This is a genomic window from Pedobacter sp. Bi27, from assembly GCF_918698255.1.
Classification (GTDB): Bacteria; Bacteroidota; Bacteroidia; order Sphingobacteriales; family Sphingobacteriaceae; genus Pedobacter.
In genome coordinates this window covers 899592-915641 of sequence record NZ_CAKKMW010000001.1, presented here as the reverse complement: position 1 = coordinate 915641, position 16050 = coordinate 899592, and the positions used below count along the sequence as shown (strand labels likewise).

The 16050-nt window shown below is 36.9% G+C and carries 16 protein-coding genes; 14 read left to right on the top strand and 2 right to left on the bottom strand.

Going from position 1 to position 16050, the window contains the following annotated elements; translation table 11 throughout:
• Positions 1–71: 71 nt before the first annotated feature.
• The gene (locus LQ227_RS03575) at positions 72–443 is read right to left on the bottom strand and encodes a helix-turn-helix domain-containing protein (protein WP_230145383.1); all 372 of its coding nucleotides are present in this window, start codon (positions 441–443) and stop codon (positions 72–74) included.
• Between the two features lie 82 nt (positions 444–525).
• On the opposite strand from LQ227_RS03575, the gene LQ227_RS03570 reads away from it, so the two are divergent.
• Complete coding sequence (locus tag LQ227_RS03570; RefSeq protein WP_230148245.1) at positions 526–1929, top strand: MFS transporter; 1404 nt, start codon at positions 526–528, stop codon at positions 1927–1929.
• 33 nt (positions 1930–1962) lie between these two features.
• On the opposite strand, the gene purN is transcribed toward LQ227_RS03570, so the two are convergent.
• Positions 1963–2541 (bottom strand): phosphoribosylglycinamide formyltransferase, encoded by a 579-nt coding sequence (gene purN, locus LQ227_RS03565; protein ID WP_057932500.1) that lies wholly within the window; start codon positions 2539–2541, stop codon positions 1963–1965.
• Between the two features lie 242 nt (positions 2542–2783).
• Here purN and rpsT point away from each other — a divergent pair, with 242 nt between their 5' ends.
• The 13 genes from rpsT (at position 2784) to LQ227_RS03500 (ending at position 15984) form a co-directional block, all read left to right on the top strand.
• Entirely contained in the window at positions 2784–3038 is a 255-nt protein-coding gene (gene rpsT, locus LQ227_RS03560; protein ID WP_029277289.1) for a 30S ribosomal protein S20, read from the top strand.
• Positions 3039–3108: 70 nt separating this feature from the next.
• Positions 3109–3807 (top strand): DNA repair protein RadC, encoded by a 699-nt coding sequence (radC, locus tag LQ227_RS03555; RefSeq protein WP_029277287.1) that lies wholly within the window; start codon positions 3109–3111, stop codon positions 3805–3807.
• Between the two features lie 107 nt (positions 3808–3914).
• A complete protein-coding gene (locus LQ227_RS03550) occupies positions 3915–4751 on the top strand; it encodes an endonuclease/exonuclease/phosphatase family protein (protein WP_230148242.1) in 837 nt (278 codons plus the stop codon).
• Positions 4752–4754: 3 nt separating this feature from the next.
• Positions 4755–5513, top strand: a complete 759-nt coding sequence (locus LQ227_RS03545) for a prolipoprotein diacylglyceryl transferase (protein ID WP_230145380.1) — start codon at positions 4755–4757, stop codon at positions 5511–5513.
• A 5-nt stretch (positions 5514–5518) separates the two neighbouring features.
• Complete coding sequence (locus LQ227_RS03540) at positions 5519–6913, top strand: radical SAM protein (protein WP_230145379.1); 1395 nt, start codon at positions 5519–5521, stop codon at positions 6911–6913.
• A 1-nt stretch (position 6914) separates the two neighbouring features.
• Positions 6915–7109, top strand: a complete 195-nt coding sequence (locus LQ227_RS03535; RefSeq protein ID WP_215129284.1) for a hypothetical protein — start codon at positions 6915–6917, stop codon at positions 7107–7109.
• 9 nt (positions 7110–7118) lie between these two features.
• Positions 7119–7313, top strand: a complete 195-nt coding sequence (locus LQ227_RS03530) for a hypothetical protein (RefSeq protein ID WP_230145378.1) — start codon at positions 7119–7121, stop codon at positions 7311–7313.
• Positions 7314–7447: 134 nt separating this feature from the next.
• Entirely contained in the window at positions 7448–9847 is a 2400-nt protein-coding gene (pheT, locus tag LQ227_RS03525) for a phenylalanine--tRNA ligase subunit beta (protein WP_230148241.1), read from the top strand.
• A 31-nt stretch (positions 9848–9878) separates the two neighbouring features.
• Positions 9879–10169, top strand: a complete 291-nt coding sequence (locus LQ227_RS03520; RefSeq protein WP_230145376.1) for a hypothetical protein — start codon at positions 9879–9881, stop codon at positions 10167–10169.
• Between the two features lie 33 nt (positions 10170–10202).
• A complete protein-coding gene (locus LQ227_RS03515) occupies positions 10203–10493 on the top strand; it encodes a cell division protein ZapA (protein WP_029277272.1) in 291 nt (96 codons plus the stop codon).
• Between the two features lie 294 nt (positions 10494–10787).
• A complete protein-coding gene (gene rny, locus LQ227_RS03510; protein WP_029277270.1) occupies positions 10788–12359 on the top strand; it encodes a ribonuclease Y in 1572 nt (523 codons plus the stop codon).
• A 205-nt stretch (positions 12360–12564) separates the two neighbouring features.
• A complete protein-coding gene (locus LQ227_RS03505; protein WP_230148240.1) occupies positions 12565–13080 on the top strand; it encodes a DUF962 domain-containing protein in 516 nt (171 codons plus the stop codon).
• A gap of 111 nt (positions 13081–13191) precedes the next feature.
• Complete coding sequence (locus LQ227_RS03500) at positions 13192–15984, top strand: TonB-dependent receptor (RefSeq protein WP_230148239.1); 2793 nt, start codon at positions 13192–13194, stop codon at positions 15982–15984.
• The last annotated feature ends 66 nt before the right edge of the window (positions 15985–16050 follow it).

The window sequence follows — 16050 nt, the reverse complement described above, 5'->3', positions numbered from 1 at the left end:
CATTTTTGAGCTTTATTTATAGGGATAATACAGGTGCTAAATGGGAGTGCCGGGTTACTTTATATGTGTTGCTATTTGTTTGCCTGGAAGGTGTTCCACCAATCTTCTAAAACGTCTATTACAGGAAGGAGGGTTTTGCCTACACTGGTTAGTTTATACTCTACGCGTGGCGGAGATTCTGCAAAAGCTTCGCGGAGGATAAGGCCATCCCGTTCCATTTCTTTAAGCTGTGTAGTTAGCGTGCCCTGGCTTAAGAAATTCATCTCTCGCTTAAGCTCGCCGAACCGCTTAGGGCATTGTGCTGCAATGGCTTTAATGAGCATAATTTTCCATTTGCCCCCAATTACCTTAAATACACCTGTCAATGGGGAGTCATTTAAAAATAAATCCTGATTCTCTCCATTTGTAACTGCTTTATACTCATTATTGGTACTGTTTTGCATACTTGGTACGGTTTATAAGACTACTTGATTGCCCGTAAAGCGTTTTCTTACTTTAAATTTTAAATATAAGAAAAGCAAGGGTATGAAAAAAAATCAAAGGTGGTTCCTGTTGTTAATTGTGTGTTCGGCTATATTTTTATCTGTACTGGATCTGTTCATTGTAAATGTAGCGCTTCCCGCCATCAAAACCGGGATTAAAGGCACCGATGCTGATATACAGTTTGTAATCGTGATGTATATTGTAGGGTATGCTTCCTTCCTTATTACTGGTGGGCGGGCAGGTGAATATTTCGGAAAGAAAAAGGTCTTTTTAACCGGGATGTTGGTTTTTACGATTGCTTCTTTTGTTTGTGGGTTTTCACAATCGGCAATCCAGCTAAACATTGCCAGGTTTATTCAGGGAATAAGTGCTGCTTTTATGGTTCCGCAAGGAATGGCTTTTATCCCTGATTTATTTCCCGATCCTAAGGAAAGAATAAAGGTTCTGGGGGTGTATGGTAGTATTGCCGGCATTGCTTCTGTTGCTGGCCAGTTTTTAGGGGGCTTAATTCCTGACCTGGAAATTATTTCACAAAGCTGGCGTTTAATTTTTTTAATAAACGTGCCCATAGGGATAACTGCTGTTGTCTTGGGCTTTAAATACCTTAAAGAGTTGCAGGTGAAAATCGTTGAGAAATTTGACTTTGCAGGAGGCTTGTTGCTGATGTTAACTTTAACAGCATTTATTTATCCGCTTATCCGCGGGAGGGAATTAAACTGGCCAATGTGGAGCATTTTAATGCTGGCACTATCAGTAGTTTTGCTGCTTGCCTTTATTTATCACCAATGGTTAAGCAAAAGCTTGGGGAAAAATCCTTTGCTCAATATAAAGGTGTTTAAGAATTTTGACTTCAGGATGGGGCTTTTAATTTCCCTGTTTTATTATCTTGTTCAGGATTCCTACTTTTTGATCAATACCGTTTATTTGCAAAACGGGATGGGCATTAGTTCCGTTCATACCGGAATCTACTTTGTTTGCCAGGGAATGGGTTATGTGCTCGCATCTATGTTTTTTGCAAGCCGGGTAACCCGTTATGGTAAATATGTATCACTGTGTGGATCGGTTATTATGATTGTGGCACTCGTTTTTCATGTAATTATTTTTAATTCACCTGATGCCCCTAAATGGCAAATTGCCATTATATTATTTGTTTATGGGATTGGCTGTGGTACAATCCTGCCCTCCTTAATGACTATATCTTTAAAAAGTATTCCCGAAAATATGTTAGGTGCCTCATCGGGCATTTATTTAACATTGCAGCAGATCTCGGTGGCTATAGGAGTTGCGGTTGTTGGAGGTGTTTTCTTTCAGCGGCTGGATAATCCACCGGTATTAACATTGTTTCCGGTTGCTTACCGATGGGCAACATTATTAAATATAGGCTTCCTCATTATTGTAAGTGTTTTATTGGTTTTGACACCAAAAGCAAGCAAACAATCTGTTTAATTAATGTAAGATAAGAATCTCTTATTATAAAGGCTATTTTTTTATCTTTTTAACAATGGTTTCTACAATACGTGGGTAATGCTGGTGTTCGAGCTGCTGACCTTTAAATTTTACCATTTCCAGATTGTCGTTTTTGTCTATTCTGTACCTGGCCTGATAAATATACTCTCCTTCGTCATAGTTTTCATTAACATAATGAATGGTTATTCCGCCTTCAGTTTCGCCGGCGGCCATAACGGCATTGTGTACATGGTCTCCGTACATGCCTTTACCGCCAAATTTTGGAAGGATTGCCGGATGGATGTTTACAATTCTGCCGGGGTAAGCATGAATCAGGTTTTTAGGGATCAGCCAGAGGAAACCCGCAAGCACAACAAAATCGATTTCAAGATTTTTGAGCAGGTCTATTATTTCGTCGGTTTTATAGAACTCGTTTTTGTCGAAAATATGAGTGGGAATTTCGAAATTATCAGCCCGCTGTAATACATAGGCATCGGCATTGTTGGTTAACACCAAAGATATTTCTATTTCATTACTCCGTTTAAAATGCTCCATCAGTTTTTGGGCATTGGAGCCAGAACCTGATGCAAAGATGGCTATTCGTTTTTTCACTCAAAAATCGTTTTGCCCAAAAATAGTATTTTTAAGCCTGTTTTCTTAATCGAAAGGAAATTTTATTGAATTAAGTTAAAGTATTTATAATGAATAATTTTAACGTATTTTTGCAGTTCGGAAATGGGGTTCAATTTTAATGAAAAAAAAGTTGAAAGTGTTTTGTAATTTAAAAACATTAATCCTATATTTGCAACCCGAATTATAGGAAACGAATAAGAAAAATAAAAGGCTAAATAGAAATGGCAAATCATAAATCTTCATTAAAAAGAATTAGAGCAAACGCAACAAAACGTTTACGTAACAGATATCAGGCAAAAACTACACGTACCTTTATTAAAAGATTACGTGCTGCAGAAGATAAAAAATCTGCATCTGATTTATTGCCTAAAGTAATCTCTATGTTAGATCGTTTAGCTAAAAAGAATATTATCCACAAAAACAAAGCGGCTAATAACAAATCAAAATTAACGAAATTCGTTAACGGTTTAAAATAAGCCAATTTTTTTACGATATTAGTAAGGCATCCTAACCAAAAGTTAGGATGCCTTTTTTTGTCTAAAAAAAATGGAAAACTACGAACAGAAACTAGGTATAAAGTTATGGGCCGAAGAAGATCGCCCGCGTGAAAAACTTTTATTACATGGCCGAAGACATTTAACAGATGCCGAACTGATTGCTATTTTAATTGGCTCAGGAAGTAAAAATGAAACCGCTGTAGATTTAAGTAAAAGGATTTTATCGTTTTACGATAACAATTTAACAAAACTGGGGAAAGCTTCTATTCTGGAACTTTCCAGGTTTAGAGGTATTGGAGAAGCCAAAGCATTAACTATAATTGCCGCTCTGGAGCTTGGTTTGCGGCGGAAGGAAACTGCTGAGGAGGCCATTACCCATGTTACTACTTCTAACGATGTTTATAAATATTTACATCAAACTTTCGCTAATCTCAATCACGAAGAGTTCTGGATATTACTCCTAAACAGGTCTAACCGGGTAATAGGTAAATTTTTGATCAGTAAAGGGGGACAGGCAGGTACGGTAGCCGATCCGAAAATTATTTTTAAAACAGCTTTAGAAAACAATGCCGCAAATATTGTATTGGCACATAACCATCCTTCAGGAAGTTTAAAGCCAAGTGAGAGCGATGATAAATTAACCAGGAATATGGTTGCTTCAGGAAATTTGCTTAGTCTGTATGTGGTCGATCACCTGATTTTTGCCAATAACCGTTACTATAGTTATCGGGATGAAGATTTAATTTAAAAGATATTTGGTTGTTAAAATACAATTAACGTTAAATTAGTATAATAGCGGCTTAAAATTAAATATTACTGGTTAGCCAGCATTAATTAAATTGTGTAATTATATTTATGAATACTTTAAAAATCATCCCTGTTTTTCTTTTGTTAACCGTTATGGCATTTGCGCAAAAAACGGCAGTCCCAATTAATATTATTACTTACAATATCCGTTTAAATGTAGCATCTGATGGTGTTAATGCCTGGCCTAACCGGAAAGATAATGTTAAAGCCCTGGTGAAATTTCATGATGCTGATATTCTTTGTGTACAGGAAGCCTTACCTGAACAGTTTGATGCGCTTTTGGAGAATTCCAATTTCGATGTAGTGGGTGTTGGCCGTGAAGATGGTAAAAGAAAGGGAGAATTTTCTGCCGTTTATTTTGATAAAAACAGGTTCACTAAAAAGGATGGCGGAACTTTCTGGTTGTCAGAAACACCAGATGTTCCATCAAAAGGTTGGGATGCTGCACTTAACCGGATATGCAGCTGGGTTAAATTGTACGATAAGCAGAATAAAAAAGAGTTTATCGTTTTTAACACACATTACGATCATATCGGTGTTCGGGCGAGGATCGAATCTGCTAAATTGCTTAAACGTAAAATACAGCAGATTGCACCAACGCTACCGGTTGTTTTTACCGGCGACTTAAACGTAATACCAGAAACAGAAGCAATCGCTACAATCAAATCATTTCTTATCGACGCGAAAGATGTTTCTGTAGAGCCTCCATATGGCCCCACAGGGACTTTTAATGCTTTTGATTTTAACAGTGACCTGAAAAACAGGATCGACTACATTTTTGTAAACAAAGGATTTAAGGTGCAGAAATTCGCTGTATTAACTGATAGTAAGGATAAAAGGTATTATTCTGACCATTTACCTGTTTTTTGCAGACTTTGGTTTTAATAAATGCTGTTAAAATCGCTGTTTCCCTTTCAATTCGAATTTTTTGGTAACCTATACCATTATCACTATATTTTCGAAACACTGGCATTTATAATTGGTGTGAGGTTGTATTATTTCTATAAAAAAGGAATTAAAGACCCGATATCTGACGAAAACAGACTGTGGATTATGCTGGGCGCTATGCTTGGAGCATTAATTGGCTCGCGTGTAATTGCTGTGCTCGAAACGCCCGAAGTACTTCGCCACCTTAGTTTTTCAGTTCTTTATCAAAGTAAAACCATTGTTGGCGGTTTGCTTGGCGGTTTGTTCGGTGTTGAATTGATGAAAAAGATAATAGGTGTGAATATCGCCTCTGGAGATGTCTACGTTATCCCGATTTTGGTTGCCCTTATTATTGGCCGTATCGGTTGCTTTTCCATGGGCATCGACGAGCCAACCTACGGCATCCCTACCCATTTTTTTACAGGTATGGATTTGGGCGATGGCATATTGCGGCATCCCATCATGCTCTACGAAATGGTTTACCTCGTACTTTTGATTTTTTTGTTCAATGGCTTGAAAAATAAGACATTGATTAATGGAGACCGTTTTAAATTGTTTATGATGTTATATTTCCTGTTCCGTTTTTGGGTAGAATTTATAAAACCTTACCATTCATTATTTTTAAATTTAAGCAGCATTCATTGGTCTGCATTGTTTATTTTTATTTATTATTATAGATTCATCATCAGAATTTCGAAACAGATTTTACATAAACAGTAAACATTATGGCCAATACCAGAGATTATATATACTACGATTATACCAAAAGTCTTTGTCCCGAATGTTTACAGCTTTGTGATGCGAAAATTGTTTTTCAGGATGCTAAGGTATTTATGCTGAAAAATTGCAGAACGCATGGCGATAGCAAAGTAATGATTGCCGATGATGTAGAATATTACAAACAGATCAGGAATTACAATAAACAATCGGAAATGCCGCTTAAGTTTAATACTAAAGTGCACTACGGTTGCCCTTACGATTGCGGTTTGTGTACCGATCATGAACAACATTCGTGTTTAACCGTAATAGAGGTTACCGATCGTTGCAACCTGGCCTGTCCAACATGTTATGCCATGTCGTCGCCAAATTATGGCAGGCACCGTACGCTGGAAGAAATAGAACGGATGATGGATGTTGTTGTGGCAAACGAAGGTGAACCCGATGTGGTTCAGCTTTCAGGTGGAGAACCAACCGTACATCCCGATTTTTTTAAGATTTTAGACCTTGCCAAAACAAAACCCATTAAACATTTAATGGTGAATACGAATGGTATCAGGATTGCAAAAGATATTGGCTTTGTAGAAAAATTAGCCAGCTATATGCCCGACTTTGAAATTTACCTGCAGTTTGATAGTTTCAGCGCCGAAGTATTAACCAAGCTAAGGGGAGAAGACCTTACTGAAGTAAGAAGAAAAGCCATCGATCACCTCAACCAGTTTAATGTATCTACTACTTTGGTGGTTACTTTGCAAAATGGCCTTAACGATCATGAAATTGGCGATATTTTAGATTATGCGCTTAAACAGAAATGTGTTCGCGGTGTTACTTTCCAGCCTACTCAGGTTGCCGGAAGAAATGATGATTATAACGATCAACAGGGAAGAATCACCCTAACTGAGGTGCGCAGAAAAATTTATGAGCAATACCCTGTTTTTACCCCTCAGGATTTAATCCCTGTGCCATGCAACCCCGATGCCCTGTGTATGGCCTATGCATTAAAAATCGGCGATGAGGTGATCCCGATGACACATCTGATCAATCCGGAAGATTTACTCAACAATTCAAAAAACACCATCGTTTTCGAACACGATGAAAAATTGAAAGAACACATGCTGAATTTGTTTAGTACGGGTGTTTCGGTAGATTGTGCCGAAGATACCTTTGGCGAATTGATGTGTTGCCTGCCAAGGGTAAAATCGGATAGTTTAAGTTATGATAATTTATTTCGGATTATCATTATGAATTTTATGGACCCGCTGGATTTTGATGTACGCGCTGTTAAAAAATCCTGTGTACATATTGTGAGTGATAAATATAAAATGGTACCCTTCGAAACCATGAATATTTTTTACCGCGACAACAAAATAGATCTGATCAGGGAAAAATTAAATATGAACTAACATGGAAGGTTTATTCGGATTATTTATTGTTTATTGTCTTACTGCAGTTGTACTCTTTGTTGTGGGGATTATTCAGATTATTATCAAATCATCAAGGAACGAGCCTGTAAAATCTGGGTTAAAATTGCTTATCATTTCGGTAATTATGATGGTGATAGGTTTTGGTGCCTGTGCGGTGTTGCTCTTTAACAGTTAAATATCGGCTATGGGACTTTTTATTGTATATTGGGTAGTTGTCGCATTGTTGTTTGTAATTGGTATCATTCAGATCATTGTAAAAGCTGCAAATAACCAACCCGTTAAACCCGGCCTTAAACTGGTTATTGCATCTGTTATAATGTTGGTAATAGGAGCAGGAGCATGCGCAGTAATTCTATCTAATTTAAATATTAGCCATTAGTCATTTTTATTGTGTCAAGATTGCGGGTTTAACTTTCTCCTTTGACCTTTAAATAATATCTTTGCGTTTTATAGAAATAGAGTATCAGTCGAGATTTGTCTTGATACCTGATACTCACTACCTGATACTCCAAAATGAAAATATCATATAACTGGTTAAAACAATTCGTACAGATCGATAAAACACCTCAAGAGCTTTCGTTAATTCTTACCAATGTTGGCTTAGAAGTAGAAGGTGTAGAAAAAGTGCAGCCTGTTGTGGGCGGTTTAGAGGGCTTGGTTATCGGCGAAGTATTAACCTGTGTTCAGCATCCCAATGCCGATCGTTTACGCATTACTACGGTAAACGTGGGTGGTAAAGAAAACCTTCAGATTGTTTGCGGTGCCCCAAATGTAGGCGCCGGCCAAAAAGTGGTGGTAGCTACTGTAGGCACAACCGTATATCCTTTAGAGGGTGAGCCTTTTAAAATCAAAGAATCAAAAATCAGGGGAGAACTTTCTCAGGGAATGATCTGTGCCGAAGATGAAATCGGTTTAGGTAAATCGCATGATGGGATTATGATCCTTGCCGATGATATCGAAATTGGAATCCGTGCAAAAGATCATTTCAAAATGGATGATGATTTTGTTTTCGAAATCGGATTAACACCAAACCGTGCTGATGCGGCTTCGCATTTAGGTGTGGCAAGAGATTTGGCTGCTTACTTCAGAAGCGAATATGAAATGCCTGATCTTTTAGCTTTTAAAACAGATAATGAAAATCTGGTAATTCCGGTAGAAGTAGAAGATTTAGCCGCTTGTCCGCGTTATAGCAGCCTAACCCTTTCTGGCGTTACCGTAAAAGAATCGCCAGAGTGGTTAAAAGATAAATTAAAGGTAATTGGATTACGTCCCATCAATAATGTGGTTGATATTACCAATTATGTGCTTCATGGTTTAGGACAGCCTTTACATGCTTTCGATGCCGACAAAATTACCGGCGGAAAAGTAATCGTGAAAAAAGTAGCTGAAGGAACGCCTTTTGTAACCCTTGATGATGTTGAACGTAAACTCAGTGCAGATGATTTAATGATCTGCAATACCGAAACACCAATGTGTATTGCCGGTGTTTTCGGTGGAAAATCTTCGGGAGTTGATGCCAACACCAAAAATATTTTCTTGGAAAGTGCTTATTTTAATTCGGTTTCTGTACGTAAAACTTCAAAAAGACATGGCTTAAAAACCGATGCCTCTTTCCGTTACGAGCGTGGTACCGATCCGGAGATTACGGTTACAGCTTTAAAATATGCAGCATTATTAATTAAAGAACTTGCTGGCGGGGAAATCTCCTCATCAGTTTCTGATATTTATCTAAGTCATATCAAGCCGTTCGAGTTTGAAGTAAGTTATACCAATATCAATAAATTAATTGGTTCAAACATTCCATCAGCCGAAATTAAACACATTATTACCGCTTTGGGTATTGCGGCAACCAATACCTCTGAAGATACTTTGGCTTTAAGAGTGCCATCGTTTAAAGTTGATGTAACCCGCGAATGTGATATTACAGAAGAGGTATTGCGTATTTACGGTTATAACAATATCGAAATCCCTTCAAAGGTAAATGCATCGCTTTCTTACAGCATTAAGCCTGAAAAAGAAAATACACACAACGTAATTGCAGATATGCTTACCTCAAACGGTTATGCAGAAATTATGTGCAACTCGTTAACTAAGTCGGCTTATTCGAAAAATCTAGACGAAGCTGTATTTATTTTAAATCCATTAAGCAGCGATTTAAATGTAATGCGCCAACATTTATTGATGCCTGCATTAGAAAGTGTAGCTTACAACCAGAACCGTAAAAATGCTGATGTTAAGTTTTATGAATTCGGTAAAACCTATCATTTAATTAATGAGCAGTATGTAGAGCGCTCAAGGTTATTATTGTTGATCTCGGGTGCCAAACAGAGCGAGCAATGGAACCACAATGCTAAATCGGCTACCTTTTATAACTTAAAATCGGCAGTTGATGCCATTATAAGCCGTTTGGGCATTGCAAGCTATCAAACCGATACCCTAAACGACGAAAATTTTGCTTACGGGATTAAATACTTCCGTGGAGATAAGACCCTGGTGAGTTTTGGCGCCGTTTCAAAAGCCGACCGTAAAGTAGCCGATGTAAGTGCGGAGGTTTTTTATGCTGATTTTGATTGGGCGGCCTTGTTGGATATTGTAAGGAAAAATAAAATCGTTAACAAAGAGGTTTCTAAGTACCCGCAAGTGCGTAGAGATTTATCTTTATTGATCGATCAGGCGGTAACTTTCAATACTTTAAAAGGCATTGCTTTCAAAACTGATAAAAAGCTGATCAAAGAGGTTGGTGTGTTCGATGTGTATGTAGGTGATAAATTACCTGAAGGCAAAAAATCATATGCCTTGAACTTCATTTTGCAGGATGAGGAACAAACCTTAACCGATAAGCAGATTGAAAACACCATGCAGAAATTAATCGCGAATTTAACGGCACAAGCTGGTGCAGAAATTAGGAAATAAAATATAAATTCGTATTTTTAGAAATAAATTCATGACTTCTGTTGCAGATCAATTAGATAAGGTATTACAAAAAACGGCTCAGGTATTAGAGCTATGTAATGCGCTACAGGAAGAAAATGATTTATTAAAGCTTGAAAATCAATCGTTAAAAGTAGCACTCGATACTGCGAAAAGCAAAAATGTAGAACTTGATGAAAAATTAAGGGTTACAAAATTGGCTAAAAGTATAGAGGGAACAAGCGAAAAATCGCTTGACATTAAACAAAAAATTAACGATTTTGTGCGGGAGATTGATAAAAGTATTGCGTTATTAAAAAAATAATGATGCAGAGAAATCAGAAACTAAGCTAAACAAATGGGAGAAATCTCGATTAAAATAACCATTTCCGACCGTATTTATCCACTAAAGGTGAATATGGAAGAGGAAGAAATTGTGAGACGGGCAGCAAAAATGATCAATGAGCGCATAAAAGATTATCAGGATAATTATGCGGTTAGAGATAAGCAGGATCTTCTTTCTATGGCAGTGTTACACTATGCAACAGCCGTATTAAGAACAGAAAATAAAGTACAAAATCAGGATACTGCTGTTGCCGATAAAGTTGAAGAATTGGATGTTTTACTCAGTAATTTCTTTTCAAAATAAGGTTCGTTCTTTCGGCGATTCGTCACGCTGAACTTGTTTCAGCGCCTATTTAATAAGATCCTGAAATAAATTTAGGATGACGACGCTAATATTAGCATAAAAACATAGCCGCGGCTAGTTTTTGAGTTTCAAATTTTATAAAACTTAACACTTCAATATCTATAGGGTTAAGAGGGCGTATTTCATCTGCTATGGCACCTGAAAATGGCTTAAACCCTAATTATGCTTAGTTGAGGTTTAAAATGTATGAGACTTTAAAAATTAGTTGCGGTTTTTTTTTACTTAAAAAACAAAATGGAAATAGTTGAAATATTAGGATACGTATTTGCCGTAATAGCGGGTATTGCTATCGGAGTGGTAGTAGGAAGATTCCTACTGCGTAACTTGCTTAAACAGCAGGAAGTTGCCGCACAGAACAAAGTGAAAAAGATTTTAAAAGATGCAGAAAACAATGCAGAGATCTTAAAAAAGAATAAACTTTTAGAAGCAAAAGAAAAGTTTTTGCAAATGAAAGCGGAGCATGAGCAAGAAGTAAATGCCAAAAACAATAACATTAACCAACGCGAAAATACCATGAAGCAGAAAGAGCAATCGGTAAACCAGCGTATGGAAAATTTCAATAAAAAAGAACAAGAACTCGATAAGCAAAAAAGTGTTTTAGAAAAGCAAACCGAAATTGCGATTAAAAAGCAAGAAGAAGTTGAAGTGCTTAAAAACCAACACCTAAAACAATTGGAAACCATTGCTGGTCTATCTGCCGAAGAAGCTAAAGAGCAATTGGTAGAAAATTTGAAACAAGAAGCCCGTACACAGGCAATGATGCAGGTGAAGGATATTGTTGATGAGGCAAAGTTAACGGCGAGCAAAGAAGCTAAAAAAGTAGTCATCCAAACCATTCAGCGTACTGCTACCGAAGCTGCAATTGAAAATTCGGTTTCTATTTTTCATATCGAAAGCGATGAGATTAAAGGTCGTGTTATTGGTAGAGAGGGTAGAAACATCCGTGCTTTAGAAGCTGCTACCGGTATTGAGATTATTGTTGATGATACACCAGAAGCAATTATTTTATCAGGTTTCGATCCGGTAAGAAGAGAAATTGCCCGTTTGGCTTTACACCGTTTGGTAACAGATGGCCGTATCCACCCGGCTCGTATTGAGGAAATTGTAGCGAAAACCAAAAAACAGATCGAAGACGAAATTGTAGAGATTGGTGAGCGTACAGTAATCGATTTAGGTATCCATGGTTTACACCCTGAGTTAATCCGTATGGTTGGCCGCATGCGTTACCGTTCATCTTACGGACAAAACTTGTTACATCACTCTCGTGAGGTAGCTAATTTCTGTGCGACGATGGCTGCCGAATTAGGCTTAAATGCTAAAATGGCTAAACGTGCAGGTTTATTACACGATATAGGTAAAGTGCCTGATGATAACCCTGAATTGCCACACGCAATTTTAGGTATGCAATTGGCCGAGAAATATAAAGAGCACCCTGAAATCTGTAATGCTATTGGTGCTCACCACGATGAAATTGAGATGACTTCAATGATCTCTCCAATCGTACAGGCTTGTGATGCAATCTCTGGTGCGCGTCCGGGTGCACGTCGTGAGGTGGTAGAAAGTTATATCAAACGCCTTAAAGATTTAGAAGAACTGGCTCTATCTTATCCTGGCGTAGAAAAAACGTTTGCAATTCAGGCTGGTAGAGAATTACGTGTGATTGTAGAAAGTGAACGTATTACCGATGCACAGGCAGAACTTTTAGCTGCAGATATTTCAACCCGTATTCAAACCGAAATGACTTATCCAGGGCAGATAAAGGTTACTGTAATCAGAGAAACCCGTTCTGTAGCATTTGCTAAATAGATTAAATCGTCATCCTGAACTTGTTTCAGGATCTTAATAACAGAAAAGGTGCTGAACTGAATTCAGCATGACGATTACGCTAGCCTCGGTTCGTGTCCTCACGAAACGATAGGAGGAAAAGTTTTGTGAAGGCACAAATCTGGGCAATAAATTAAACAAAATATTAAGCGATGGATATTCCATCGCTTTTTTTTATTTTTACATAATGAGCAAGCAAACCATAACAATCGAACCAAAGCGGCCAGTAGATGTGCTTTTTGATAAGTATGCCGAAAGTCACCAAAATCCAACAAACAAACTGGTGCACTGGATCTGTGTTCCGTTAATTGTATTCAGCTTACTGGGGTTGATCTGGCAGATTCCTTTTCCGCATATCGGTTTTTTAGGTAGCTATAACGGTTTCTTTAACTGGGCGTCTTTTCTATTGGCCTTTAGCTTGTATTACTACTTCACACTTTCACCAGTATTGTTTTTTTTGATGATCTGGGTAGTGGGTTTAATGAGTTACATCATCGTTAAAATTGAGCAAGCGGTAGGCTTAGGGAGTGGAAGGGCCTATGCCATTTACGCAGCAATATTTGTAGCCGCCTGGATCGGTCAGTTTATTGGGCATAAAATTGAGGGAAAGAAACCCTCATTTCTGGATGATGTTAAGTTCTTGTTAATAGGTCCGATCTGGTTATTGCACTTCATTTGCAAGAAAGTGGGTATTCGTTACTGATTCTAAAAGTACTTAACGTTTAGTTAACCTTAAGGTAAAGTAATATTAATTAATACCTAACCTGCAGTTAACACTGTGGTAATACTTTTGCCCTTATCAAATAAAGGCAAATTGGACTTACTAAACTCTTTTAAAAGAGCGGCACTCACGGTGTTCGCTTTAACGATCAGCATACTTGCGTATGCACAAACAGGAAAAATTTCTGGAACAGTTACCGATAAAAAAACCGGCGAAACCTTAATTGGAGTAACGGTTAAAATAGCTGGGACCACCAAAGGTGTTTCTACCGATATAGAAGGAAGGTACGCTATTGGTGGATTAACTGCAGGAAAATATACCTTGAATTTATCTTATGTAGGTTACATATCTAAGAATGTAAGTGACATTCAGGTTTCAGGTAATCAGTCAACTATTGTAAACTTAATTTTAGAAGAAGCTGGTGGGGCTAATTTAGGTGATGTAACAATCACAGCCTCAGTTAAACAAGAATCTGTGAATTCTTTGTATGCTTCACAAAAAAATAGCACTCGTATCTCAAGTGGTATAACTGCTGATCAAATTAGAAAATCTCCCGATAAAAATACTTCTGAAGTTTTAAAAAGGGTAAGTGGCGCTAGTATTCAAGACGGAAAGTTTCTAGTTATTAGAGGTTTATCTGATCGTTATAATGTTGCGTTAATCAATAATTCTTTGTTACCCAGTACGGAGCCTGATAAACGAGCATTCTCTTTTGATATCATACCTTCTAATATGATTGATAAGATCGTGATTAACAAAACCGCAACCCCCGATTTACCAGGAGATTTTGCTGGCGGTGTTACGCAAGTGGTCACGAAAGACATACCTGACAGTAAATTCATCAACTTTGCTGTTTCAACAGGATATAATACCCAATCGACTTTTAAAGATTTTTATTCGAACGAAAGGAACAGTACTGACTTTTTAGGGTTTGATGATGGAACCAGGAGTTTGCCGACAAATTTTCCTAGTACCAGAGGTGTGTATAATGGAGGGTCGACAAACCTTAGGATAGCCAATTCGAAATTGTTTCCTAATCTTTATGCTGAAAGAAAATATACCGCTTTACCTATGCAGAACTACCAGTTTACATGGGGGAATGTTGCCAAATTTAAAAATGAAGGCACCTTTGGAAGTATAATTTCACTAAACTATAGGAGAGAGCAAAACCAAAGAATTGCAGAACGTGAAGCTTTTGATGGTATCAACTTTATAAATAAATATCAAGATTTAAATTATAGATACAATGTAGCTTTGGGTGGACTTGCTAACTTTTCATATAAAATTAGAAGGAATAAAATTTCATTAAAAAACTTATTTAATCAATCATTCGAAGATAGTTACATAAACAGAAAAGGGTTTATAAATCAAAATACTGATATCAGATATACCTCTTCAGAGGTAAATCAAAAATCACTATTAAGTTCTCAATTAGAGGGCGAGCATCAGTTGGGTGAGAAAAACATTAAGCTAGAATGGAATTTAAACTATGCTTTAATTAAAAGAGAACAGCCAGATTTACGGACAATTATGTATGGTAGTATTCAAAATTCGAACTCACCATTTAGTTTAATTGATGATAATACCAAAAGATTTTTCTCTGACTTAAACGAAAATAATTATGGTGGTAGTGCATCATTAAGCATGCCTGTTAATCTTTTCAGCAAAAAAGGCACATTCAAATTTGGCGGGTTAAAACAAGTAAGGGATAGAGATTTTAATGCTAGAATTTTCCTGTATACTCCAGCTAGCTCTAGTGAATTCGATGCAAATAAATTAATTCTTCCAAAAGAAAGCATATTCAGTACAAATAATATCTCCAGAGATGGATTTGTGCTGGATGAGATCACTAACAATCAAGATAGTTATACAGGGAAAACAGATTTAAATGCAGGTTACTTGATGTTAGATCAAGCACTTGCTGAAAAAGTGCGTTTAATTTTAGGAGCAAGAGTTGAAGGTTATAAACAAACCATTGATGCCCTGAATAGTACAGGACAAAAAAGATCTTATGAGAAAGACTTTTTTGATGTACTTCCCTCATTAAATTTGGCATATAGTTTAAATGAAAAGTCTAATTTCAGGCTTTCTGGGTCAAGAACTATAACCAGACCAGAATTAAGAGAATTGGCGCCTTTCGTATTCGTCAATCAGGAAGAAGGTGTTCAAATTGGTGGAAACCCTGATCTAGTAAGAAGTCAAAATACCAATGCAGATATTCGGTATGAATATTATCCTTCTCCAGGTGAGGCATTTACTTTCTCCGTTTTTTATAAAAATTTCCAGAATCCGATTGAACAAGTCACAGATGGTTCCTCCACAGCTGATAATTTAAAATTTAGTTATCAAAATGCAGATAAAGCTTATACATATGGGTTTGAGTTAGATGTTCGCAAGAAGCTGAATTTCTTGTCAGGCGCCAGTTGGTTAGAAAACTTTATCGCTTTTGCAAACTTTACCTATTTAAAATCAGAAGTACAATCGAGTATCCCGGGTTTCCAAACCAGACAACTACAAGGTCTGTCTCCATTTTTGATCAATGCAGGTTTACAGTACAACTCACTGGAAACCGGTTTATCAATAAGCACACTATATAATAGAATAGGAGATAGAATAGGAAAAGTAGGTAATGAATCCGTTCCTAATATTTATGAAAAAGGTCGTGATGTATTTGATTTTCAGATCTCTAAAAAAGTGTTAAAAAATAAAGGTGAAATTAAATTGAATGTTTCTGATATTCTCAATCAATCAAATATATCATATTTAAACTTCGGGCCAAATAACAAAACATACAATAGAGCTGATGATGCTGTCTACTACAGTTATAAGAGTGGTACAAATTTCACACTAGGCTTTAGTTATAACATAGATTTTAAAAATAAATAATTAATTAACAATAACTTAATCTGTGCTTTGCTTTGTGTTAAAAGTATCCAGGTTAATTTGCTTAAA